General features: G+C 68.6%; 21 protein-coding genes and 1 pseudogene. 8 read left to right on the top strand and 14 right to left on the bottom strand.

What is annotated here, in order from left to right:
* The first annotated feature begins 21 nt into the window (after window positions 1-21).
* The 5 genes from NLX86_RS26430 (at window position 22) to NLX86_RS26410 (ending at window position 7,816) form a co-directional block, all read left to right on the top strand.
* A complete protein-coding gene (locus tag NLX86_RS26430; protein WP_254374295.1) occupies window positions 22-1,527 on the top strand; it encodes a Stp1/IreP family PP2C-type Ser/Thr phosphatase in 1,506 nt (501 codons plus the stop codon).
* A gap of 24 nt (window positions 1,528-1,551) precedes the next feature.
* A complete protein-coding gene (locus NLX86_RS26425; RefSeq protein WP_254374294.1) occupies window positions 1,552-2,964 on the top strand; it encodes an FtsW/RodA/SpoVE family cell cycle protein in 1,413 nt (470 codons plus the stop codon).
* A complete protein-coding gene (locus NLX86_RS26420; protein ID WP_254374293.1) occupies window positions 2,961-4,421 on the top strand; it encodes a penicillin-binding protein 2 in 1,461 nt (486 codons plus the stop codon). Before NLX86_RS26425 ends, NLX86_RS26420 begins: the two co-directional genes overlap by 4 nt.
* Window positions 4,422-4,588: 167 nt before the next feature.
* Window positions 4,589-6,574: a Stk1 family PASTA domain-containing Ser/Thr kinase gene (gene pknB / locus NLX86_RS26415; RefSeq protein ID WP_254374292.1), complete on the top strand. Its 1,986-nt coding sequence runs from the start codon at window positions 4,589-4,591 to the stop codon at window positions 6,572-6,574.
* Window positions 6,575-6,784: 210 nt separating this feature from the next.
* Entirely contained in the window at window positions 6,785-7,816 is a 1,032-nt protein-coding gene (locus tag NLX86_RS26410) for a restriction endonuclease (RefSeq protein ID WP_254374291.1), read from the top strand.
* Between the two features lie 8 nt (window positions 7,817-7,824).
* Here the strand turns inward: NLX86_RS26410 and NLX86_RS26405 are convergent, their stop codons facing one another.
* Genes NLX86_RS26405 through NLX86_RS26380 form a run of 6 tightly spaced genes read right to left on the bottom strand, consistent with a single transcriptional unit; the run spans window position 7,825 to window position 12,160 of the window.
* Window positions 7,825-8,502 carry a class E sortase gene (locus NLX86_RS26405; protein WP_254374290.1) on the bottom strand — a complete coding sequence of 226 codons (678 nt, stop codon included), beginning with the start codon at window positions 8,500-8,502 and terminating at the stop codon, window positions 7,825-7,827.
* A 37-nt stretch (window positions 8,503-8,539) separates the two neighbouring features.
* Complete coding sequence (locus NLX86_RS26400) at window positions 8,540-9,745, bottom strand: class E sortase (protein ID WP_254374289.1); 1,206 nt, start codon at window positions 9,743-9,745, stop codon at window positions 8,540-8,542.
* Window positions 9,742-10,380 carry an aminodeoxychorismate/anthranilate synthase component II gene (locus tag NLX86_RS26395; protein ID WP_254374288.1) on the bottom strand — a complete coding sequence of 213 codons (639 nt, stop codon included), beginning with the start codon at window positions 10,378-10,380 and terminating at the stop codon, window positions 9,742-9,744. Before NLX86_RS26395 ends, NLX86_RS26400 begins: the two co-directional genes overlap by 4 nt.
* Entirely contained in the window at window positions 10,377-10,553 is a 177-nt protein-coding gene (locus tag NLX86_RS26390; RefSeq protein ID WP_254374287.1) for a hypothetical protein, read from the bottom strand. The genes NLX86_RS26395 and NLX86_RS26390 overlap by 4 nt, the downstream gene beginning before the upstream one ends.
* A gap of 58 nt (window positions 10,554-10,611) precedes the next feature.
* Window positions 10,612-11,346, bottom strand: a complete 735-nt coding sequence (locus NLX86_RS26385; protein WP_254374309.1) for a class E sortase — start codon at window positions 11,344-11,346, stop codon at window positions 10,612-10,614.
* A gap of 43 nt (window positions 11,347-11,389) precedes the next feature.
* Window positions 11,390-12,160, bottom strand: a complete 771-nt coding sequence (locus NLX86_RS26380) for a DUF881 domain-containing protein (RefSeq protein WP_254374286.1) — start codon at window positions 12,158-12,160, stop codon at window positions 11,390-11,392.
* A 140-nt stretch (window positions 12,161-12,300) separates the two neighbouring features.
* Here NLX86_RS26380 and crgA point away from each other — a divergent pair, with 140 nt between their 5' ends.
* Window positions 12,301-12,561 (top strand): cell division protein CrgA, encoded by a 261-nt coding sequence (gene crgA, locus NLX86_RS26375; RefSeq protein ID WP_254374285.1) that lies wholly within the window; start codon window positions 12,301-12,303, stop codon window positions 12,559-12,561.
* 296 nt (window positions 12,562-12,857) lie between these two features.
* Here the strand turns inward: crgA and NLX86_RS26370 are convergent, their stop codons facing one another.
* The gene (locus NLX86_RS26370) at window positions 12,858-13,763 is read right to left on the bottom strand and encodes a rhomboid family intramembrane serine protease (protein WP_254374284.1); all 906 of its coding nucleotides are present in this window, start codon (window positions 13,761-13,763) and stop codon (window positions 12,858-12,860) included.
* A 109-nt stretch (window positions 13,764-13,872) separates the two neighbouring features.
* Entirely contained in the window at window positions 13,873-14,400 is a 528-nt protein-coding gene (locus NLX86_RS26365) for a peptidylprolyl isomerase (protein ID WP_254374283.1), read from the bottom strand.
* A gap of 284 nt (window positions 14,401-14,684) precedes the next feature.
* Here NLX86_RS26365 and NLX86_RS26360 point away from each other — a divergent pair, with 284 nt between their 5' ends.
* The gene (locus NLX86_RS26360; protein ID WP_254374282.1) at window positions 14,685-15,371 is read left to right on the top strand and encodes a DUF5324 family protein; all 687 of its coding nucleotides are present in this window, start codon (window positions 14,685-14,687) and stop codon (window positions 15,369-15,371) included.
* Between the two features lie 1,498 nt (window positions 15,372-16,869).
* The gene (locus NLX86_RS26355; RefSeq protein ID WP_254374281.1) at window positions 16,870-17,634 is read left to right on the top strand and encodes a response regulator transcription factor; all 765 of its coding nucleotides are present in this window, start codon (window positions 16,870-16,872) and stop codon (window positions 17,632-17,634) included.
* Window positions 17,635-17,947: 313 nt separating this feature from the next.
* Here NLX86_RS26355 and NLX86_RS26350 read toward each other — a convergent pair whose 3' ends face one another.
* The 6 genes and pseudogenes from NLX86_RS26350 to NLX86_RS26330 all read right to left on the bottom strand — a co-directional run bounded on the left by NLX86_RS26350 (window position 17,948) and on the right by NLX86_RS26330 (window position 23,596).
* Window positions 17,948-18,133 carry a hypothetical protein gene (locus NLX86_RS26350; RefSeq protein WP_254374280.1) on the bottom strand — a complete coding sequence of 62 codons (186 nt, stop codon included), beginning with the start codon at window positions 18,131-18,133 and terminating at the stop codon, window positions 17,948-17,950.
* 25 nt (window positions 18,134-18,158) lie between these two features.
* Window positions 18,159-18,440, bottom strand: a pseudogene (locus tag NLX86_RS35170) (activator-dependent family glycosyltransferase); the annotation flags it as partial.
* A gap of 398 nt (window positions 18,441-18,838) precedes the next feature.
* Window positions 18,839-20,431: an acyl-CoA carboxylase subunit beta gene (locus NLX86_RS26345; RefSeq protein ID WP_254374279.1), complete on the bottom strand. Its 1,593-nt coding sequence runs from the start codon at window positions 20,429-20,431 to the stop codon at window positions 18,839-18,841.
* Between the two features lie 11 nt (window positions 20,432-20,442).
* Complete coding sequence (locus NLX86_RS26340) at window positions 20,443-21,234, bottom strand: 4'-phosphopantetheinyl transferase superfamily protein (RefSeq protein ID WP_254374278.1); 792 nt, start codon at window positions 21,232-21,234, stop codon at window positions 20,443-20,445.
* A complete protein-coding gene (locus tag NLX86_RS26335) occupies window positions 21,231-22,190 on the bottom strand; it encodes a Gfo/Idh/MocA family protein (protein WP_254374277.1) in 960 nt (319 codons plus the stop codon). Before NLX86_RS26335 ends, NLX86_RS26340 begins: the two co-directional genes overlap by 4 nt.
* Window positions 22,187-23,596, bottom strand: a complete 1,410-nt coding sequence (locus tag NLX86_RS26330) for an NDP-hexose 2,3-dehydratase family protein (RefSeq protein ID WP_254374276.1) — start codon at window positions 23,594-23,596, stop codon at window positions 22,187-22,189. Before NLX86_RS26330 ends, NLX86_RS26335 begins: the two co-directional genes overlap by 4 nt.
* Window positions 23,597-23,649 lie beyond the last annotated feature (53 nt).

The raw sequence follows: 23,649 nt of genomic DNA, 5'->3' as shown, positions 1-23,649 counted from the left end.
GATCCGACGGGCGAGGTGCGCATGAGTCTTTCACTGCGCTTCGCCGCCGGATCGCACAAGGGCATGATCCGCGAGGGCAACGAGGACTCCGGCTACGCCGGCCCCCGCCTCCTCGCCATCGCCGACGGCATGGGGGGCCAGGCCGCGGGCGAGGTCGCCAGCTCGGAGGTGATCTCCACCCTCGTGCAGCTCGACGACGACGTACCCGGCTCGGACATCCTCACCTCGCTCGGCACGGCCGTACAGCGCGCCAACGACCAGCTGCGCGTCATGGTCGAGGAGGACCCCCAGCTCGAAGGCATGGGCACCACCCTGACCGCCCTGCTGTGGACCGGCCAGCGGCTCGGCCTCGTCCACGTCGGCGACTCCCGGGCATACCTGCTCCGCGACGGCGTACTCACCCAGATCACCCAGGACCACACCTGGGTGCAGCGCCTCGTCGACGAAGGCCGCATCACCGAGGAAGAAGCCACCACCCACCCGCAGCGCTCCCTGCTGATGCGCGCGCTGGGCAGCGGCGAACACGTCGAGCCCGACCTCTCCATCCGCGAAGTACGCGCCGGCGACCGCTACCTCATCTGCTCCGACGGACTCTCCGGGGTCGTCAGCCATCAGACGATGGAGGACACGCTCGCCAGCTACCAGGGCCCCCAGGAGACCGTCCAGGAGCTCATCCAGCTCGCCCTGCGCGGCGGCGGCCCCGACAACATCACCTGCATCGTCGCCGACGTCCTCGACGTCGACGGCAGCGACACCCTGGCCGGGCAGCTCAGCGACACCCCTGTCGTCGTCGGCGCGGTCGCCGAGAACCAGCACCAGCTGAACGACGGCAGCGCCATGCAGACCCCCGCGGGCCGCGCCGCCGGCCTCGGCCGTCCCGTACCCCCGCAGGCCCCCGCAGGCGGCTTCGGCCCGCCCGGCAGCGGCGACGACTTGGGATACGGAGCCGCGCCCGACGGCGCCTTCGGCGCGTACACCGACGAAGACTTCGTCAAGCCGCGCGGCGGCCGTAAGTGGCTGAAGAGATCGTTCCTCCTCGTACTCGCGCTCGCGGTCATCGGCGGCGGCGTGTACGGCGGCTGGCGCTGGACCCAGACCCAGTACTACGTAGGCGTCAACGACGAGCACGTCGCGCTCTACCGGGGCATCAGCCAGGACCTGGCCTGGGTCAGCCTCTCGGAGGTCGAGAAGGACCACCCCGAGATCGAACTCAAGTACCTGCCGCCCTTCAAGCGCAAGCAGGTCGAGGCGACCATCAGCGAAGGCAGCCTCGGCGACGCCCGCGCGAAGATCCAGGAACTCTCCACCCAGGCCGCCGCCTGCAAGAAGGACGAGCAGCGCCGCAAGGCCGAACAGGAGATCAGCAAGCCCACGGACCAGGCCGATGGAGAAGGCCAGGCCGGCGGCACGACCGGCGTCCCCGAGAACCAGTCCGCGACGAACAAGCCGACCGCAGCAACCCCCACACCCGGTCCCAGCCTCTCCGAGGAAGAGAAAAAGCTGGTCCCGCTGTGCGGTAAGCAGTAAGAGCCGTAGGGGGCCTTCAGCACCATGAGCGTTGTCACCAACACGACCACGATCGGCGCGATCGACGCACCGAGCCGACGCAACACCGAGCTTGTCCTGCTCGCGTTCGCCGTCGTCATCCCGGTTTTCGCGTACGCCAACGTCGGCCTGGCCATGACCGGCGAAATGCCCACCGGCATGATCGGCTACGGTCTCGGGCTCGGCCTGCTCGCCGGCGTCGCCCACCTCGTGGTGCGCAAGTTCGCCAAGTACGCCGACCCGCTGCTGCTCCCCCTCGCCACCCTCCTCAACGGCCTGGGCCTGGTGCTGATCTGGCGCCTGGACCAGTCTGCGCGCCTCATCAACCGAGCCGAACAGCGCTTCGGCGCCTTCAGCCCCGACGCCCCCAAGCAGCTGATGTACTCGGCGATCGGCATCGCCCTGCTCATCGCCGTCCTGCTCATCCTCAAGGACCACCGCATCCTGCAGCGCTACACCTACATCTCCATGGCGGCGGCGCTGTTTCTGCTCATCCTGCCGATGTTCTTCCCCGCGGTGAACGGCGCCAAGATCTGGGTCAGCCTCGGTCCCTTCTCCATCCAGCCCGGCGAGTTCGCGAAGATCATCATCGCGATCTTCTTCTCCGGCTACCTGATGGTCAAGCGCGACGCCCTGGCGCTCGCCAGCCGCCGCTTCATGGGCATGTACCTGCCGCGCGGCCGTGACCTCGGACCCATCCTCGTGGTCTGGGTCATGTCCATCCTGATCCTCGTCTTCGAGACCGACCTGGGCACCTCGCTGCTGTTCTTCGGCCTGTTCGTGATCATGCTGTACGTCGCCACCGAGCGGACCAGCTGGATCGTCTTCGGCCTCCTGATGTCCGCGGCCGGAGCCGTCGGCGTCGCGACGTTCGAATCACACGTGCAGCAACGAGTCAACGCCTGGCTCGACCCCTTCGCCTGCTACGACAAGCTCGGCGCCTGCGAGCAGATCGCCCAGGGCCTGATGTCCTTCGGCTCCGGAGGCGTCCTCGGCACCGGCCTCGGCCAGGGCGACTCCGACCTCATCGGGTTCGCCGCCAACTCCGACTTCATCCTCTCCACCGTCGGTGAGGAGTTCGGCCTCGCCGGCACGATGGCCTTCCTGCTGATCTACGGCCTCATCGTCGAGCGGGGCGTACGCACCGCCCTCGCCGCCCGCGACCCCTTCGGCAAGCTCCTCGCCATCGGCCTCTCCGGAGCCTTCGCCATCCAGGTCTTCGTCGTCGCCGGCGGCGTCATGGGCCTCATCCCGCTGACCGGCATGACGATGCCGTTCGTCGCCGCCGGCGGATCGTCCGTGATCGCGAACTGGGCACTGATCGGCATCCTGATCCGCATCAGCGACACCGCACGCCGCCCCGCCCCGGCCCCCGCACCGTCCCCCGACGCCGAGATGACCCAGGTGGTCCGACCGTGAACAAGCCCCTGCGCCGGATCGCGATCTTCTGCGGCCTTCTCGTCCTCGCCCTGCTGATCCGTACCAACTGGCTCCAGTACGTCGAGGCCGAAGAGCTCAGCACGCACGCCAAGAACCGCCGCGTCCAGATCGAGCAGTACGCCCAGGAGCGCGGCAACATCATCGTCGAGGGCCAGCCCATCACCGGGTCCATCGTCACCAACGGCAGCGACTTCAAGTACAAGCGCACCTACAAGGACGGCCCCATGTGGGCCCCCGTCACCGGCTACGCCTCGCAGGCCTTCGGCGCCAACCAGATCGAAGCCCTCGAAGACGGCATCCTCACCGGCAACGACGACCGGCTCTTCTTCGACCGCACCGTCGGCATGTTCACCGGCGAGAAGAAGCAGGGCGGCAACGTCGTCACCACCCTCAACGCAGCCGCCCAGGAAGCCGCGTTCAAGGGCCTCGGCGACAAGAAGGGCGCCGTGGCCGCCATCGACCCGCAGACCGGCGCGATCCTCGCCCTGGCCAGCACCCCCTCGTACGACCCGTCCAGCTTCGCCGGCAACTCCAAGACCGACGAGAAGAACTGGGTCGCCCTCAAGGACGGCAAGGACAAGGCACTCGTCAACCGCGCGCTGCGCGAGACCTACCCGCCCGGCTCCACCTTCAAGGTCGTCACCGCGGCCGCCGCCCTGGAGCACGGCAAGGTCACCGACATCAACGCGCCGACCGACACCCCCGACCCGTACATCCTGCCCAACACCAGGACCGAGATGGTCAACCACGCAAGCGGCTGCGAGAACGCCAGCCTCATGCAGGCCATGAAGGTCTCCTGCAACTCCGTCTTCGCCAAGCTCGGCGACGACGTCACGCGGGACAAGATGGTGGAAACCGTCGAGAAGTTCGGCTTCAACGACCCCAAGATCGACACCCCGGTCCGCGCCTTCGCGTCCGTCTACGACACACAGATGGACCGCCCCGGCAACGCACTCTCCTCCATCGGCCAGTTCAACACCGCCGCCACCCCGCTGCAGATGGCCATGGTCACCGCCGCGATCGCCAACGACGGCAAGCTGATGAAGCCGTACATGGTCGACCAGCTGACCGCGCCGAACCTGGACGTCCTGGAGAAGCACGAGCCGGAGGAGATGAACCGGCCGCTCTCGCAGGAGAACGCCCAGAAGATCCAGCAGATGATGGAGACCGTCGTCGAGTCCGGCACCGGCACCAAGGCCAAGATCGACGGCGTGACGGTCGGCGGCAAGACCGGCACCGCCCAGCACGGCGAGAACAACAGCAAGAACCCCTACGCCTGGTTCATCTCGTACGCCAAGACCGGCGACGGCTCCCCGGTCGCCGTCGCCGTGGTGGTCGAGGACGGCGCCGCGGTCCGCGACGACATCTCCGGCGGCGGACTCGCCGCCCCCATCGCGAAGGCCGTGATGAAGGCGGTCATCGACAGCAAGAAGTGACTCGCCTCACATCCGGGGCCTATCCGGCCACGTAGCGGTACCGGTCCGATATCAGCCGGCGGTCGCGGACGGATCAGCTTCGCTTGGCCGGTAGCGTATGCGCGAACAGCACACCGCCGGACCACACACCGGTGCGGTCGGGACTGACGGAGAGGGCTGGAACAGTTATGGAAGAGCCGCGTCGCCTCGGCGGCCGGTACGAGCTGGGCTCGGTGCTCGGCCGTGGTGGCATGGCCGAGGTCTACCTCGCACACGACACCCGGCTCGGCCGCACCGTCGCCGTGAAGACACTGCGGGCGGACCTCGCCCGTGACCCGTCCTTCCAGGCCCGGTTCCGCCGTGAGGCCCAGTCGGCCGCCTCGCTCAACCACCCGGCGATCGTCGCCGTCTACGACACCGGCGAGGACTACGTCGACAACGTCTCCATCCCGTACATCGTGATGGAGTACGTCGACGGGTCCACCCTGCGTGAGCTGCTGCACTCCGGCCGCAAACTGCTGCCCGAGCGCACCCTGGAGATGACCATCGGCATCCTCCAGGCCCTGGAGTACTCGCACCGCAACGGCATCGTCCACCGCGACATCAAGCCGGCCAACGTCATGCTGACGCGCACCGGCCAGGTCAAGGTCATGGACTTCGGCATCGCCCGCGCCATGGGCGACTCCGGCATGACCATGACGCAGACGGCGGCAGTCATCGGCACCGCGCAGTACCTCTCGCCCGAGCAGGCCAAGGGCGAGCAGGTCGACGCCCGCTCCGACCTCTACTCCACCGGCTGCCTGCTCTACGAGCTGCTGACCGTACGGCCGCCGTTCGTCGGCGACTCCCCGGTCGCGGTCGCCTACCAGCACGTACGCGAAGAGCCGCAGCCGCCCAGCAACTTCGACCCCGAGATCACCCCCGAAATGGACGCGATCGTCCTGAAGGCGCTGGTCAAGGACCCGGACTACCGCTACCAGTCGGCGGATGAAATGCGCGCCGACATCGAGGCATGCCTCGACGGCCAGCCGGTCGCAGCCACCGCGGCGATGGGCGCGGTGGGCTACGGCGGCTATCCCGACGACCAGCCCACGACGGCCCTGCGCTCCGCCGACGCGCAGCAGACGTCGATGCTGCCGCCCATGAACCCCGTCGACGGCGGCTACGGCTACGACAACCGGCCGGACCGGCGCCGGCAGGACCGGCAGAAGAAGTCGAACGCCTCCACGATCCTTCTGGTGGTGGCCGGCATCCTGGTGCTCGTCGGCGCGATCCTGATCGGCCGCTCGCTCTTCGGGACCAGCGGCGGGGACAACAAGCCCGACGTGCCGCAGCTGGTGGGCGAAACGTTCACCGACGCCCAGAAGCTGGCGGACAACGTCGGCCTGAAGGTCTCCATCTCCAAGCAGGAGCCCTGCGACGAACAGCCCAAGGGCAAGGTCTGCAGCCAGGACCCGGCCGGCGGCACCAAACTCGCGGAGGGCGAGACCATCCAGGTGGTCGTATCCACCGGAGCGCCGAAGATCGCGGTCCCGGATGTTCTGGGCCTGTCCTTCGACGAAGCGAAGAAGCAGCTCCAGGACAAGGGCTTCAAGGTCGACCGCAAGACGGAGGAGTCCGACCGCACACCGGGCACGGTGATCAAGCAGAACCCGGAGGGCGACACCTCGGTCCAGAAGGGCACCGAGATCACCCTCACGGTCGCCCGGGAGGCCAAGAAGGCCGAAGTTCCGGACCTCACGGGCAAGACACCGGACCAGGCCAAGCAGGCCCTGGAGGCGGTGGGGCTCGCGCTCGGCAGCACGACCGAGGTCGACTCGGCGTCCACGCCCGGCACCGTCGTCGGCCAGAGCCTCCAGGCGGGCACCCAGGCGGAACCCGGCTCGCCGGTGAACATCCAGGTCGCCAAGGCGGCCCAGCAGCTCACCGTGCCGCAGGAGATCTTCGGCAAGACCATCGCCGAGGCCCGGCAGATCCTGCAACAGCGGGGCCTGCAGCTCGGCAACATTGTTGAGGGTCCGCAGGAAGAGGACGCCAGGGTGATCAGCAGCGACCCCGGCTTCGGCCAGCCGGTACAGCCCGGCCAGTCGATCAACGTCAAGACGATCGGCGGCCAGGGCAACAACAACGGCGGCCAGAACGGCGGCGGCGGCCTCATCGGCGGCAGAGACTGACCCACCCCGGCCCGCACAGCACGGCGAGAGGCCCCGGCACCCGGACGAACGGGTGCCGGGGCCTCTCGTTGCGCGTACCACCGCACCACTGCACAAATAGCCGAATGCCGATCGTGTCTTCATATGTCCGCACTCGTTAGCCCGGATAGGGGTGGGGTGCCGGACTCCGCCCGGGCCGCATGGCCACTACGCGAGTAGAGGGGCAGGAACATGATCAACGAGTCGGTGCTGCTGGAGTCGAGGAGTCTTCGGGCTAGCGTGGTCGACAGGACGGACGTACTCGACCGCGTCAAGGCCCTGTCACTGCTGCCGGACGGCATGCATGTGACGACCGCCATGGTGGCGGCCTATTTCAAGGTCGGCATCAAAGCCATCCGCTCCCTCGTGCTGGACCACCGCGAGGAGCTGGAAGCACACGGCTATCGCGTCTTGACAGGTACAGAACTGAGCTCCTTCAAGGAGCTCAGTGGGATTCAGTCGCACACAGCCTCACTGGCGCTGTTCTCTCGCCGCGCCGTCCTGAACGTCGCCATGCTGCTCCGCGACAGCGAAGTCGCACGTCAGGTGCGTACGTACCTGCTCGACGCCGAGTACATCGCCCGCACCCAGCCTGTGGATAACTCTGTCCACAGGGAGGCGGAGTCCCTCGACGACCGGATCGACCAGCGCATCACACACATCCTCGGCAAGACCGTGGTTCCGATGTTCAACGCGCTGATCGAGACCTCCGGCGAGCAGCGCAAGGAGCTCATCACTCTCCGGGAGGACGTCCAGCGCATCGAGCGCAGGCTCGTCCAGCACGACGTACAGATCCGGCGCCTCCAGCAGGCGCAGGAGCAGCGGCCGATCACCGGGGTCATGGCATCCATCGACGCGATGAACTGGCGGAAGTTCGAGGAGCATGTGGCCGGGCTGCTCCGCAGGGACGGCTGCACCGACGTCCAGGTCCACGGCGGCAGCGGAGACCGCGGCGCCGACGTGACGGGACACACCGCGGACGGACGGCGCGTCGTCGTCCAGTGCAAGAACTTCGCGCCGCACCGCTCCGTCCTGAGCGGCGAGATGCAGAAGTTCCTCGGCGCCTCCAAGGTCCAGCACCGCGCCGAGGTCGCGCTGTACGTCGCCACCTGCCCCTTCACCCGGGAAGCACTCGCCATCGCCGCCGAGTACGGCGTCACCGCCGTCCACCGCGGCCTGCTGGAGGCCTGGAGTGCCGGAGCGAGGCTGCAAGTGCTGCGGTGAGCCGTCGTCTAGCGCAGCTCCGCCGGCGGCGTCCGCTTGCCGTCCACCTTCTCCGTACGCTCCAGCTGCCCCCACACCACGTACCGGTGCTTCGACGTGTACACCGGTGTGCAGGTCGTCAGCGTGATGTACCGGCCCGGCTTGGTCTTCCCGGACTCCTTCGGGACCGCGCTCAGGACCCCCACGTTGTACTTCGAGGTCTCGGGCAGCGCCGCGTAGACCTTGTAGACGTACCAGAGGTCCTTCGTCTCGAAGACGATCGAGTCGCCGTTCGTCAGCTTGTCGATGTTGTGGAACTTCGCCCCGTGCCCGTCCCGGTGCGCCGCCAGGGAGAAGTTCCCCTGCTTGTCCCACGGGAGCGCCGACTTCACCGGGTCCGTGTAGTAGCCGGCGATACCGGCATTGAGCGCTTTCGTACCAGTTCCCCGCTTGACCAGCACCTCGCCGTTGTCCATCGCGGGTACGTGCAGGAAGCCGATGCCGTCCTTGGTGTCCAGCGCGCCCGGGCCGCTGCTCGCCCAGTTGTCGCGCACCTCGTCTCCCTGCTTCGAGGCCTCGCGGTCCGCGAGTACATTCGTCCACCACAGCGAGTAGACGACGAAGAGCCCGAGCACCAGACCGGCCGTGATGAGAAGTTCGCCGAAGACACTGATGACGCCGGCGATCCGGCTGCGCGCACGTGCCACTGCACCTGTTCCTGTCTAGAAATGTCAGCCCCTCGCCTCACCCGACGAGTGCGTCCGGTTTGCCCTTGCTGCGCGGCCGCTCCTCCACCATCTTCCCCCAGACGATCATCCGATACGTACTGGTGAACTCAGGCGTACAGGTCGTCAGCGTGATGTACCGGCCGGGACCCGTGAAACCGGAACCCTCCGGCACGGCGCCGATGACGCTCACGTTCGACGGCGGCGTCTGCGGCAGGATGCTCGCCATCTCGTACGTGTAGAACGTGTCCTGTGTCTCGACGACGATCGCGTCGCCCGGCTCGAGCCGGTTGATGTAGCGGAACGGTTCGCCATGGGTGTTGCGGTGGCCGGCGACCGCGAAATTGCCCTGCTTGTCCGACGGCATCGCGGTCTTCAGCTTGCCTTCGGCGTAGTGGCCGACCATCCCCCGGTCCAGCACCCCGTGCTTGTCGATGCCCTCGGCGATCGGGACCTTCACATCGAGACTGGGGATGTACATGATGGCGAAGCCCTGCCCCGGCTCGAAGGCCCCCGCCTTCCGCCCCTTCGCCCAGTCGTCCTGAAGGTTGTTGGCCGCGCCGTTCGCCTGCCGCTCGGCAAGTACGTTCGTGTACCAGAGCTGGTACGTGACGAACAGCAGCATCAGCACCCCGAGGCTGATGAACACCTCACCGACCACACGGCTCGCGACAACGGCCGGGCTCTCCTTGCACGCCCGGGCCGCCCGCCTGGCCTCCATACGCGTCCTGGGGGCGGCCGCAGCCGGGCCGGCCGCAGAGTCAGCACGGCCGCCGCGCTTGGCCGCCCTGCGGCGCTCGGCGCGCCCCCCGGTGGGCGGGGCCGCATCCGGGGACACCGCGCGCCGGGTCTCAGCGGTACGCAGAGCCACGGTCTCGTCGTCCTGCACGGGGACGAACGCGCCAGGCTCGGGCACAGCCTCCGGCGCCGCCACGGGCCGGGGCTGGGGCTGGGGCTGCGCCCGCACCCCGTACCAGTCCTGCTGGTAGCCCTGCGGGTCATACCATTCCTGGGGGTCCCGCTCGGCCTCCACAACCGGCGCCTCCTGCGGAGGCGGCAGGTTCCCGGCCCGGAACCAGGGAGACGCATCCTGCCCCGGCAGCGGGTCGTTCAGCGGGTCGGCCAACCGGTCCACCGCCGCCTCGAACGTACCGGCAGCCTCGTACGAACCGTTCTCGTACGAGGCGTCGTAGCCGGAATCCCGCTCGGGGCGGAGTGCGGTCACGCGACAGCCTTGCCCACCACCGGCGCAAGACCCGCCGACCGCTCGACGGCACCGTCGTCCCCGCACTGCACCAGCCAGTTGGCGAGCATCAGGTGCCCGTGCTCGGTGAGTACCGACTCCGGATGGAACTGCACTCCCTCCACCGCGAGGTCACGGTGGCGCAGCCCCATGATGATGCCGTCGGCCGTCCGCGCGGTGACCTCCAGCTCCGCCGGAACCGTCTCCGGCTCCGCGGCGAGCGAGTGGTACCGCGTCGCCGTGAACGGCGACGGCAGCCCGGCGAAGACCCCCTGGCCACCGTGCGTCACCAGCGAGGTCTTGCCGTGCAGCAGCTCGGGGGCGCGGTCGACCACACCGCCGTACGCGACCGCCATCGACTGCATCCCGAGGCAGACACCGAACACCGGCACCCCGGTGTCCGCACAGTGGCGGACCATGTCGACGCAGACACCGGCCTGTTCGGGGGTGCCGGGGCCCGGCGACAGCAGCACGCCGTCGAAGCCGTCCTGGGCGTGTTCGAGTGCGACCTCGTCGTTACGCACGACCTCACACTCGGCGCCCAGCTGATACAGGTACTGGACCAGGTTGAACACGAAGCTGTCGTAGTTGTCGACGACCAGAATGCGTGCACTCATCGGGCGGCTCCCGCTCCCTCGTCGACGGTCACATCGTTGAACGGAAGCAGCGGCTCCGCCCACGGGAAGACGTACTGGAAAAGCACAAAGACCACTGCGAGGACCAGCATGAGCGAGAGAGCGGCCCTCACCCACGCGTTGCCCGGCAGATGCCGCCAGATCCAGCCGTACATGCTGTCCCTTCCGATCGGTACGGCACCAGACTAGAGGGCGGCGGCGGGGGCTGGTGGGTCAGCTGCGCAATGCCTCCGGCTTGCCTTCCGCAACCGGCTGGGTGGCGTCCATATACGCCCAGGCGATCAGCCGGTGGCTGTGCCCCCACTCGGGCTCGCAGGTGGTCAGTGTCAGATAGCGGCCGGGCCCCTTGAAGCCCGCCGCGTCCTTCTGCAGCGGCCCCGGCACCGGATCGATCACCCCGACATCGCTCGGCAGCGTCCGGTACGGCTTCCTGACGATCCGGTACGTGAACCAGGTCGTCCCGTCCGTCAGCACCACCGCATCGCCGGGCCGCAGCTTCGGGAAGTCCTTGAACGGGTCCCCGTACGTACGCCGGTGCCCGGCCACCGAGAAGTTCCCCGTCTCACCCAGCCGCGCTGTGCGGGCATAGTGGCCGAGGCCCTTCTTCAGCGTGCCGGTCCCGGTGCCCTCGAGCACGGGCTTGTGCCACTGCTCGCCGAACCGCGGGATGTACATCACGGCGAACGGCCTGCCCTCCCGGTACGGCGGCGGAGGCGGAGGCGTACGCGTGGGCGTGGGCAGCTCAGCCGCCTGCGACGGCTTCTCGTCCGTACCGATCGGCACCGGAGTCTGCTCCCACCGCTCCCGCAGCCGGCCGATCTCGCCGTCCATCGCGGTGTCGGCCTTGACGCCCGTCCAGAACACCACGTACGCCACGAAGAGCACAGTCAGCGTGCCGGCGGTGATGCACACCTCGCTGAAGGTCCGGACGATCAGGCGCACGGTCACCGTGGTGCTCGTCGTGCTCACCGGCCGTTCCCTCCCCCAGGGGCTACCGCACAGGCTTCGCGTAGTGGAGATCCACTGTGCCCGAGTAGCCGGGAAGAGTCACCGCCTCGTGGTCGTCGACTTTCCAGCCGAGGCCGTAGGCGTCGACGTACAACTGGTAGTTCTGGATCGCGGGGGAGGCGGTCAGCGCCCGCTTGAGGTCCGCCGGATCGCCGACGGCCGTCACCTTGTACGGCGGCGAGTAGACGCGGCCCTGGAGGATCAGGGTGTTGCCGACGCAGCGCACCGCGCTGGTGGAGATCAGCCTCTGGTCCATCACCCGGATGCCCTTGGCGCCGCCTTCCCACAGGGCGTTGACGACGGCCTGGAGGTCCTGCTGGTGGATGACCAGGTCGTTGGGCTGGGGCTCGGGCACGTTGGGGATACGGGCGGTGGCGTTCGGCGGGGCGTCGTTGAGGGTGACCGTCACCGCCTTCCCGGCCAGCGGCTCGGTGCCGGCGTCACGCTGCAGCGCCCTGAGCTTGGCGTCCTCGGCCTTCGTACTGCCGTCGTCGCGCTCGGCGAGGGCGTCGACGTCCTCGCGCACCGACCCGGCGGACTCCTCCAGCGCCGCGTTGTTCCCGCTGCGCTCCCGGATGAGGTCGGAGAGCTTCAGCAGAGAGTCGTCGGTGCGGATGTTCGTACCCTTGGAGGTGTTGAAGCTGGTGACGAAGATGAGGCCGGCGAGGGCGAACACAGCAGCCGTGAGCAGCCGGACCGGCCGCCAGGAGACACGGCGGGCGGGCCCGGTGGGGGAGTCGGCAGAATTGCTCAACGTACCCTTATCTCCTTCGGCGCCGCGGAAGCACTACGCTAACGGACGCCCGGGGGAGGCAGAGATCCCCCTGCCCCCCATCCCGGCGCCAGCCATAGTTCCCTGCGCGGTAACGCAGCGCATCGACAGGAGAGTCCCTCGTGCCGAAGTCACGTATCCGCAAGAAGGCCGAGTTCACGCCGCCGTCTTCGGCGACAAAGCAGGCGACCAGCATCAAGCTGACCAACCGAAGCTGGGTCGCGCCGGTGATGCTGGCGCTGTTCCTGATCGGTCTCGCCTGGATCGTCGTCTTCTATGTGACCGAGACCCAGCTGCCGATCGAGGCCCTCGGTAACTGGAACATCGTCGTCGGTTTCGGCTTCATCGCCGCGGGCTTCGGCGTTTCCACCCAGTGGAAGTAGCCTGCAGCTCCTGCGTGAGTAGCCCTTGCGGGCCGCTCGGTCAAGCTCTGCCCTGAAGTTATCCACAGCGCTATCCCCAAGATGGGGAAAAGGTCAGACGATCTGTGGATAACTCGACGGGTGTTGACGCCGGTGTGACTGCCACCGCTCCTCACCGGATACAGCCTCGCCCCTTGTCCGCCCTGGGAAAACCCTGATCAGCGACAAGGGGCACAGGTGTTCCCCACGCCACGCACAAGATCCGCCACTCACTGTGGACAACTCAAATGGGCGGCCCGCCCTGAGGGTCCCGGCTCTCAGGTGAGCATGGCCGTACGGGCGACGACGGTGAGGACGACCGCTGCGAGGACGAGCGCGCAGGTGCCCCACTGCACGAGCGCCCGGCGCTCGCGCGGTGCGTGGACCATGGCGGCGGCTATCACGACGCCCGCGATCAGCCCACCGACGTGCGCCTGCCAGGCGATGTTCGACAAGGTGAAGGTGAAGAGCAGGTTCAGCGCGAGCAGCACGAAGACCGGGCGCATGTCGTAGTTCATCCGCCGCATGAGTACGACGGTGGCGCCGAGCAGGCCGAAGATCGCACCGGAGGCCCCGAGTGAGGGCTGGTTCTGGGCGGCGATGAGGTACGTCAGCGCGCTGCCGGCGAGTCCGGAGATCAGATACAGCGCCAGATAGCGGGCCCGGCCCAGCGCCGCCTCCAGCGGCCCGCCGAGCCACCACAGTCCCAGCATGTTGAAGGCGAAGTGCCAGATCGCCTGGTGCAGGAACATCGAGGTCAGCAGGCGGTACCACTGGCCCTCGGCGACGCCCTCCAGCGGGGCGCCGAAGAAGTCCTGGTAGCGGCCGATGAGGGAGAGCTGATCGACCACCCGCTCGCCGACTCCCGGGATCAGCGCGAGGAGGAACACCGCCGCGTTGAGACCCAGCAGGATCTTGGTGACCAGGTGCGGGTCCGCCGCCACCGCGCCGCCGGCGATGGTGCGCGGCCTGTTCGCGGCCGGGGCGTGCCCCGTGCCGGAGCCGCCGCGGACGCATTCGGGGCACTGGAAGCCGACGGATGCGCTGACCATGCACTCGGGGCAGATGGGCCGCTCGCAGCGTGTGCAGCGGATGCCGGTCTCGCGGTCCGGGTGGCGGTAGCAGCCGGGCAGGCGGTCCGCGGGCACGCTCTTCTCCGGGCTTCCCGGTGGCTGCTGACCCATCTGGTCCCCTCGGTTCTCTCTGCTCACGGCGCCGCTCAGTGCGCCGCCCCGCCTATCCAGTACGGATGGGCGGGGCGGAATGGTTCCCGTAGGAACGCAGCCGGGCGCGTCAGCGCTTCTCGATGACGACCGACTCGATGACGACGTCCTGCACCGGGCGGTCGGTGCGCGGGTTGGTCTTGGTCGCGGCGATGGCGTCGACGACCTTCTTGCCGGCTTCGGTGCCGACCTCACCGAAGATCGTGTGCTTGCGGGTCAGCCACGCCGTCGAGGAGACGGTGATGAAGAACTGGGAGCCGTTGGTTCCCGGGCCGGCGTTGGCCATGGCCAGCAGGTACGGCTTGTCGAACGACAGCTCGGGGTGGAACTCGTCCGCGAACTCGTATCCGGGGCCGCCCGTGCCGTTGCCCAGCGGGTCACCGCCCTGGATCATGAAACCACTGATCACACGGTGGAAGACCGTTCCGTCGTACAGCCGGTCGGTGGACTTCTTGCCGGTCTGCGGGTGGGTCCACTCACGCTCGCCCTGGGCGAGCTCCACGAAGTTCTTGACCGTCTTCGGGGCGTGGTCCGGCAGCAGCCGGATCTCGATGTCGCCCTGGTTGGTCTTCAGGGTGGCGTAAAGCTGCTCGGACACGATCTACCTTCCATAGTCCTCACTGACGACTCACGATCCTCGCACGGACCTGATTGGGACGAGTACCTCACGAACCGCCGCGCGGCGTGGCGAACCGTGGCATTGTCGTCGGCAAGCTCCCCTTGCACCGCATTGCCCGGTGTCATCACCGATGACCCGGATGCCCGCCCGCACATGCCACCTTGCCGCCTGACAGGCATGATCCGACAAAGGGTGGAAAGGTGAACCGTGACTTTCCTGGGCCAACAGCCCCAGACTCGTCCGCCACCGAGGAGGAGGATCCCGTGACCCGCATCGAAAGCGTGCGCGCCGCGACCGGTACGGCGAAGGACAGCGTGCAGCACGCCGCGGAAGCGGTGGCGCCCTACGCCGGCCAGGCCAAGGACCAGGCCGCGTACTACGCCCATGAGGCACGCGTACGGCTCGCACCGAAGGTGTCGCACGCGGCACATCAGGCGGCCCACCAGGCCCGCACGCAGTACGCCGTACATCTGGCGCCCCGGGTGCCCCCGAGGGTGGACGAGGCCGCGCACAAAGCCGCCGTCCGCACCCGGAGGGCTGCCCGCCAGGCGGCTGAATACACCGTTCCGCGCGTGGAGAGCGCGGTGGCCGCCGCACAGCCGGTGGCCGAGGAAGCCGCGTCCCGTTCGGCGGCGGCTCTGGCCGCGCTGCGCGGGCAGGTGACCGTCAAGGAGATCAGCAAGATCGTCAGGAAGCACGAGCGGCGCGCCAAGGCCGGCCGGGCGGCCAAGGGCCTGGTGGTGCTCGGTGTGCTGGCGGGAGGCGCTTTCGCCGCCTGGAAGTGGTGGGACAAGCAGGCGAACCCGGACTGGCTGGTCGAGCCGCCGGAGGCGACCGAGGTGTCCGACCGCGCCCCGCTGGCGTCGGTCGACGGCACGGGCCCGCTCGACCCGGAGGTGCAGGCCAAGCAGGCAGAGGCCGAAGCGCGCGACCGCGACGACAAGCGCTGACCACAGCCGGACGGAAAGAGTCGGCCGGAAACGGGAAAAGGCGCCGGGAGACCACAGGGTCTCCCGGCGCCTTTTGCTGTCGCTGTGGAGCCTAGGGGAGTCGAACCCGAACCGAGCGACGCTCTCACCTGCGGCTTTACGAAGTCTTTGCGAGAGAATCGGACTTTCCCACCCGTTTCAGCCCTGCTCCATCCTGCTCGATCCCGTTGCCCCGACTCGATGTGCCCACTGGTGGGCACACCCTCACAACCCGTTGCGACTGCAACTCGAATGCGAGCCTTGCCCCCAAGAATCATGGGCTCTCAGCCCTCCATATCTGGCAAACGCGCAAACAGCGTGTGAGCGCCCGACGGTCGCGGAGCCGGGCCAGCTCAAGCAGGCATTGCCATCCGAATGGTGTCGGCTCCGTCCGTGCTCGTTAGGCCGAGGTCCGTGAGGGGCTGCGTGCTGGTGACCACGTCGACGCGATGGGATCGCGCGTAGGAGGCCAGTGGCAGAGAGAGCTTCAGCTCGCTGACCACCCTCCGCGCGACTACAGCCAGGTAGTGCAGCAGTCCCGTCGTCACTCGCATCCACCCTTGGAGGAGCCGGAGGTTGGCGATACCGCACTCAGCCTCCAGCCGGGCCACCTGCTCACGGCCGGGTTTCAGGAAGAACCCGCCGGGGAACCGTGCCCGGCCACCTGTACGGCTACCAGCTCGCGCACGGCGTGATACCTCGTCTGGGCTGGGGCACCGGGCAGCCCAACCGTCTGCCACACCTGCGACAACCACTCCTGCCAGCAGCCGAGACACCTTCGACTGGGGCACCGCAGCGGAGAACCGGGCCGAATGGCTCGCCCGGCGCCGCGACCCAGGCAGCCCCCTGGCCGACCTCCGCGGCCCTTCTGGCCGATCCCGCGCGATCGGCGCCGCCATCCGCGCCGGCCGGGAGGACCACGAGTCCGAGCGGGAGATCGCAGCCCACATTCAAGCCGCCATTGCGGAAGGCAGACCGCGGCTCATCGTGGCTCCGCTCAACGCCTCGACGCCGGGGACTCCGGTCGTTGCCGACCCCACCCCCAGGCGATTCCTGGTCGCCCGGGACCTGGGATCGTCGGCGGACCTCGACTTCGCCCCCCCACATCGATCGGTCACCGCCGAGTGCGAACCCGAAACCCCGTGTACGACGTACGGAGCGTGTGTACACTGTTTGCGTGAGCGAAACAATGACGTGAATGTGCATGTTTAACTTGCATTAAACGGGGGGCACTCATGGTCGACGCCATGACATCGTTGGCCGACCAACGGGGAGCGGGGAAACAGCCTGACGAGGTATCGCCTCTGACAAGTTGGTGGCGTGCCAGCTACCCAATGGCTCTGGTACGGATTAACTTTCGCTGCATTTCGATGCAATACCGGGCCCCCTCACTTTCGCCGTTCATGGGCATCCCTCTATGCATGCAGGTAGATGCTTACTCAAAATCCATTCATTGGACGAAAGTGGAGGCTATCTCGATATGAAATACCAGTCCACGAAAACGGTCGCGCCACTCATTCCGCATCAATTATCCGCAGAAGCCGCGTCCACTCGACCGCAGGAGCGGACGGATCACAAGGCCGTACGCGTACTCGTCGTGGAGAGCGAGTCCCAAGACGCCGACCTGCTCATTCTGGGACTGCGCCGACATGGGTGCAAGGCGGAGCAGGTCCGAACCGGCACCGAGGCGCTCCAGCAGTATCGGAAGGCCGACCTGCTCCTCGTCGACCTGGATCTGCCGGACCTGGACGGTGTGGAACTGTGCCGCAGTATTCGGGCCGTCTGTGACGTCGCCATCATCGTCGTCACCGCCCGCGACACGGAACTCGACAGGGTCCTCAGTCTACGCGCGGGAGCGGACGACTATGTCGTCAAGCCATGCAGTCTGACCGAATTGGCTGCTCGCATAGAAGCCGTGATGCGCAGGGTCCGGCTGCAGCCGTTCGTCCCCGAGGACGTCATCACGGTCGGCGCACTGCACATTGATCACCGCGCCCGGGAAATCCGCCTAGACGGCCGCCATATAGAGGCGACCCGAAAGGAATTCGATCTACTCTATCTGCTCGCCTCACGGCCGGGCAATGTTTTTTCGCGCAGACAGATCATGACCCAGGTGTGGAGCGACCCCAGAGCGAAACCCGGTCGGACCATAGATACGCACGTCAGCAGCCTGCGCAGTAAACTCGGTTCCAGCCGGTGGATCGCCACGGTGCGCGGTGTCGGTTTCCGTTTCGGACCTTCCTGATTTTTTCGGCGACAGCCGCACGGCTGTTGCCCCGACTGCTGAATCCTCTCCCGGGGACTCCTCCAAGAACTCCGGCACATTCCAGGCCCCGTGACAGAGGATCCGGGACCCGTCGATCAACGGCGATCGCGGTTTCCGGGGCGGCACCGTCCCTGGGCTCCGGACGACGCGGCCGACGACCGCGCACGTGGCCCTCGGCGGCCCGATCGCCCGGCCGTGAGCCGTTCCAGGAGTGCCACCACCTCCAGCGGCCCCGGTAGGCCCAGGGACCGTCGATGCAGTGTGCCAGCCCCCTTGGCGAACGCGGGGTCCTTCACCACCTGCTCGATGCCGAGGTACAGATCGTCCACGGACCACTACGGCAGCGGCCCCGGGCAAGCAGCACGTCGAGCGGTACGTATCCAGCCGCACGGACGTTGTCGGGCAGCGCGTGGGCGACCAGTTCGACGTCCCGGTGCGCGGCCTTCCTCAGGATGTCCATGAGGGGCAGGCCGCTCATGCCCTCGGGTCATGCCGAGGAGGAGGACCACTCGCGGGCGCTCGGGCCGTGCCCGGAGCCAGTCCGGCAGGTTGCACGCACCGGTGTAGGCCACTCTCCGGATCGGTACGGACAGGCCCCTGAAGGAAAGTTGTGTCCCCGGTGATACCAGGTCCAGGCTCCACTGGCCCAGCAGCTGCTCGGGCGAGAAGGCGAGGCCGTACCGCCGCAGATGCGGCCGCAGCCACTCGACGAACCGGTCGACCTCCCGGTCCTGCTGCCCGTGGATCCAGCCAGGACGTCGAGCGGCCGTGATGGCGGCGGACATGTCGGCCTCCGCGAGGCCTGCGTGTGAGGCGACTCACACATCGTGACCGGCCGCCCGCAGCGACGCGGTGATCGACTCGAGCACGTACCCGCCCATGGCCTCGAGCGCGCCACGCGGACGAGTTTCCAGGGGTAGCTTTCCCTCGCTCAGTCCGGCACAGCATGTCGTCGACGTGGTAACAGTTGCCGATGCTCACCGCGTTGAGTCCGGCCGACCGGACCGCGCCCAGCACATCCGGCTGCCTGGCGACCACCACGTCGTGCCCCGCAGCCCACAGGGCCCACGCCAGTGACACCGACGGCGTGGAGTGCTTCGGCGCCCGTCGACATCATGAGTACGCACATCTGTCTGCTCCAAGGGTCGATGACAATCGCCGGACGGCGGTGGCCCGGCGACGGTCACACCGGCGGGTTGCCGTGCTTCCGGGAGGGCGGGTCGGCGTGCTTGGTGCGGAGCATCGCCAGGGACCGGATGAGCACCTCGCGGGTTTCGGCCGGGTCGATGACGTCGTCGACGAGGCCGCGTTCGGCCGCGTAGTACGGGTGCATGAGCTCGGTCTTGTACTCCTTGACCATGCGGGCCCGCATGGCCTCGGGGTCCTCGGCCTCGGCGATCTGGCGCCGGAAGATGACGTTGGCGGCACCTTCGGCGCCCATGACGGCGATCTCGTTGGTCGGCCACGCGTAGGTGAGGTCCGCGCCGATGGACTGGCTGTCCATGACGATGTAGGCACCTCCGTACGCCTTGCGCAGGATCAGGGAGATCCTGGGGACCGTGGCGTTGCAGTAGGCGTACAGCAGCTTCGCGCCGTGGCGGATGATTCCGCCGTGCTCCTGGTCGACACCGGGCAGGAAGCCGGGGACGTCCAGGATGGTGACGATCGGGATGCTGAAGGCGTCGCACATCTGCACGAAACGCGCCGCCTTCTCGGATGCCTCGATGTCGAGCACCCCCGCGAGGCTCTGCGGCTGGTTGGCGACGATGCCCACCACCTCGCCGTCCAGGCGTGCCAGGGCGCAGATGATGTTGCGGGCCCAGCGCTCGTGGACCTCCAGGTAGTCGCCCTCGTCGACGAGTTCCTCGATGACCTTGGCCATGTCGTAGGGGCGGTTGCCGTCGGCCGGGACCAGGTCCAGGAGCGCGGTGCTCCGGCGGTGGGCCGAGTCGTCCGGGACGGCCGACGGAGGCAGCTCGCGGTTGTTCTGCGGGAGCATCGACAGGAGGTAGCGCACCTCCGCGATGCACGTCTCCTCGTCGTCGTACGCGAAGTGGGCCACGCCGCTCGTCTCGGCGTGCACGTCCGCGCCGCCGAGGCCGTTCTGGGTGATCTCCTCGCCGGTGACCGTCTTGACGACGTCCGGTCCGGTGATGAACATCTGGGACGTCTCGCGGACCATGAAGACGAAGTCCGTGAGGGCGGGGCTGTACGCCGCGCCACCCGCGCAGGGTCCCAGCATCACCGAGATCTGCGGGATCACCCCGCTCGCCCTGGTGTTGCGCTGGAAGATGCCGCCGTAACCGGCGAGGGCGGAGACCCCCTCCTGGATCCGGGCGCCCGCGCCGTCGTTCAGCGACACCAGCGGAGCCCCGGCCGCGATGGCCATGTCCATGATCTTGTGGATCTTCATGGCGTGGGCCTCGCCCAGCGCCCCGCCGAAGATCCGGAAGTCGTGCGCGTAGACGAAGACGGTACGGTCCTCCACCGTGCCCCAGCCGGTGACGACACCGTCGGTGTACGGCTTCTTCGTCTCCAGGCCGAATCCGGTGGCCCGGTGCCGGCGCAGCTGCTCGACCTCGTTGAAGGAACCCGGGTCCAGCAGCAGCTCGATGCGTTCCCGCGCGGTCAGCTTGCCCTTGGCGTGCTGCGCCTCGGTCGCCTTCTCGCTCGGGCCGGCCAGCACCTGGGCACGCATCTCGTGCAGCTCCGCCACGCGCCCGCGCGCGTCGTCGAGTTGGTGCCTCTCCCCCGGGCGGTCGTCCAAGACGGTCATCGTCCTCCTCCTCAGATCTGTGTCGGGCTCTTGGGTGGCGCCTGCCTCGACGGCGCCCGGACGCGTTCACCGACGAGTACCGCCCGTGGCGGCAGCCGACGTACGACCTGTCGCGGCGCGTGTCCCCGGATCGCGGCCGCGGCGGCGTGGTCCCTTCCGCAGGGCACGTCCACGACGGTCCAGCCGGCGGGCCGTGACGGGGTGTGCGCTCCTTCGTCGCCGAGGTACACGTCCGACATCCAGCCGCCGACCCCGACGCCAGTCCCCTTGAGGTACGCCTCCTTGCGGGCCCACAGCCGGGCGAACAGAGCCGGGCGGTCCCCGGGCGCATGCTCCTCCAGCTCGCGCCGCTCGCTCGGGTGGAGTGCGGGTGTGCACACCTCGACCCGCTCCGGTCGCGGGAGCGGCTCCACGTCGACCCCCACCGGTGAGAGGGCGACACCGATGAGGGCGGCGCCCGGGCTGTGCGACAGCGAGAAGTGCACACCCGAGTCGACCAGCACCGGCCGCCCGTGCGGAGCGCCGCACCGAGGGCACGCCGCCCGCGAGAAGACGATGTCCTGCGGCGCTGTCCTCGAGTACGCCGCCAGCAGCCGCCGCAGCGCGATGTGGGCCACCACGTACCGCTGGCGGTCGGCGGGCCGCCGGAAGGCGTCCGCGCGACCGCGCTCGGCTTCGTCCAGCTCGTCCAGGGCGAGTGGGCCGTGCAGGGCGGCCGTCTCGGGCTGGGGCAGCAGCCAGAGGTCGAGCCTCCCCTGCCGCAGCCGCGGCTCGGCTCCGAGCGGTGACCGCGGGACGGTCACGCGGCCGCCTCGCGTACGTCGTCCAGCAGACGGGCCTGGCGCAGCGTCTCCTCGGCCGGGGCAGCGCCCGCGCGCACCGAGGTGACGAAGGCGGCGATCGTGGCGGCCACCTGGTCGTGGGGGGAGAGCCGGATCTCCTCACGGCCCCCGCCCCGGTGCAGCCCGATCACCGGGACGAAGTCCGCGGGCGGGGTGAACGCACGGTCCACCGTGATCCGGCCCGTACTGCCCCACAGCTGGTACTGGGAGAGGTACGCGTGCTCGAGACCGAAGGTGATCTGTGCCGTAATCCCCTCGCGGGTGCGCAGGAGGACGGCGCCCGAGGTCTCCACCGCGCGGCCGCGCCCCCGTGTGAGCTGGGCCCCGACGACCTCCAGTCCGGGGCCGAGGAAGTGCAGGGCCGCCCGCAGCGGGTAGAGGCCGACGTCCGCCAGCGCCCCGCCGCCGAGCTCGGGTTGGTAGCGGATGTCCGTGTCCGCCAGCGCCGGGATGGTGAACGCCGCGCGCAGCGACCGGAGTTCGCCGATCGCGCCGTCGGCCACCAGGCGCCGTACCGCTTCGTGGAGCGGATGGTGGACGAACATGATGTTCTCCATCAGCGCCAGCCCGCGGTCCCGGGCCAGGTCGAGGAGATACCCGGTGCGGGAGGCGTTCATCGCCAGGGGCTTCTCCGCGAGCACGTGCTTGCCGGCGTCGAGAGCGGCCTCGACCCATCGGTCGTGCAGCGCGGCGGGCAGCGGTATGTAGACCGCGTCCACCTCCTTGAGCTCCAGCAGCTCGGCGTAGCCCAGCACCGGGTGGCCGCCGAAGCGTTCCGCGAACCGTTCCGCCTTCTCCGGTGAGCGGCTGGCGACCGCGACGATCTCGGTGTCCGCGTCGGCCTCGAAGGCGGGGAGCATCCGGCGCACCGCGATGTCCGCGCAGCCGATCATCCCAATGCGCACCGGTTCGCTCATCGGGCGGCCCCCGCCGTCGCGTTGAGGCACGCCAGCAGGGTGCGCCCCTGGACGTTGACGTAGTGGCTGTGCCGGACCAAGGACGTCAGCTGTGCCGGGGTGACCCAGGCGTAGCCGGGCGGCGGGTTCTGCGGCGCGTCGGCCTCGTCCGCGTCCACGATCAGGTAGCGGCTCTCGGCGTTGAGGAAGCGCCCGCCCTCCTCGGAGTGGACGGCCTCGTAGCGGATACGGTCTCCGCTCGCATGCAGCACCGTGTCGAGGAAGCGCGGCCGGTCCCGCGCATCGAGGTGGGCGTAGTTGGCGGGGGTGTACTGCACGGTGGGTCCCAGCTCGATGGTGTCGAGGAAGCCGCCCTCGACCCGGGCGTGCACCAGGACGTGGGGCACGCCCTCGAACTCGCGGGTGAGGAAGGCGGTGACGCCCTGGCCCACCGGTTCGAAGAGGGGCTGGGTCCACCCCGTGACCTCGCGGTTGCCCGCCCGCACGGACACCGCCGCCACCCGGAAGTAGCGGCCGTCCTCGTGCTCGATGGCGCTCTCGCCGCGCTTCCACCGGGGAACACGCGCGAGCGGGACCCGCTCGGCCCGCACATCGTGCCGGGCGCGTTCCCCGGTGATCCAGGAGAACAGCTCGGTGTCGCCGAGCAGCGCTCCCGCTCCGGTGTCCGGGTGGGGCAGGCAGGACAGCACGGTGCGCGCGTCCATGTTGACGACGTTGTCCCGGTGCAGCAGTTCGCTGATCTGGCCGAGGGTGAGCCAGCAGAAGTCGTCGAGCAGCGGCACTTCGCCCGTCGCTTCCACGATCATGTTGCGGTTGGACTTCCGGTAGAACCACGAGCCGTGTTCGGACTGCAGCACGTCGGCGATGACGCGCCCGCGGCGCGGACCGGCGAAGTACTCGATGTACTTCACGTCCGCACCCTTGTGGGCCTTGGTGTAGTTGCTGCGGGTGGCCTGAACCGTGGGCGAGAGCTGGAGCAGGTTGGGGTTGCCCGGCTCCATCTTCGCCTGCATCAGCAAGTGCGGCACCCCGTCGAACTCCTTGACGAGGATGCCCAGGATGCCCACCTCGGCCTGCTTGATGATGGGCTGGTACCAGTCGGCGTACGGACCGTCCCCGTAGGGGCCGTCCTCCTCCGTGACGTGCAGGCCCTCGACGGTGAAGAAGCGGCCGCTGCGGTGTCCGAGGTTGCCGGTGTGCTCGTCGAACGACCAGCCGTCCAGCTCCGCGAACGGGATGCGGTCCACGCGGAACTCATTGACCCGGCCACGCTCGGCAAGCCAGGCGGCGAAGTCCCCGGTGGGCAGCTGGACGCCTTCCGCGGCGGCGGCGGACAGCGCGATGCGGGACGGCAGACGCACATCCGCGCGCGCCTGGAGCTGAGTACGGAGGGGTGGGGAAAGCATCAGGTGACTCCCTGGATCCGGTGCGCCGAACCGCGAGGGCCGGGCACGAAGGC

It is taken from the genome of Streptomyces sp. A3M-1-3, assembly GCF_024213665.1.
Classification (GTDB): Bacteria; Actinomycetota; Actinomycetes; order Streptomycetales; family Streptomycetaceae; genus Streptomyces.
Note: the sequence above shows the minus strand (reverse complement) of the source record. Positions and strands in the feature narration are given on the sequence as shown.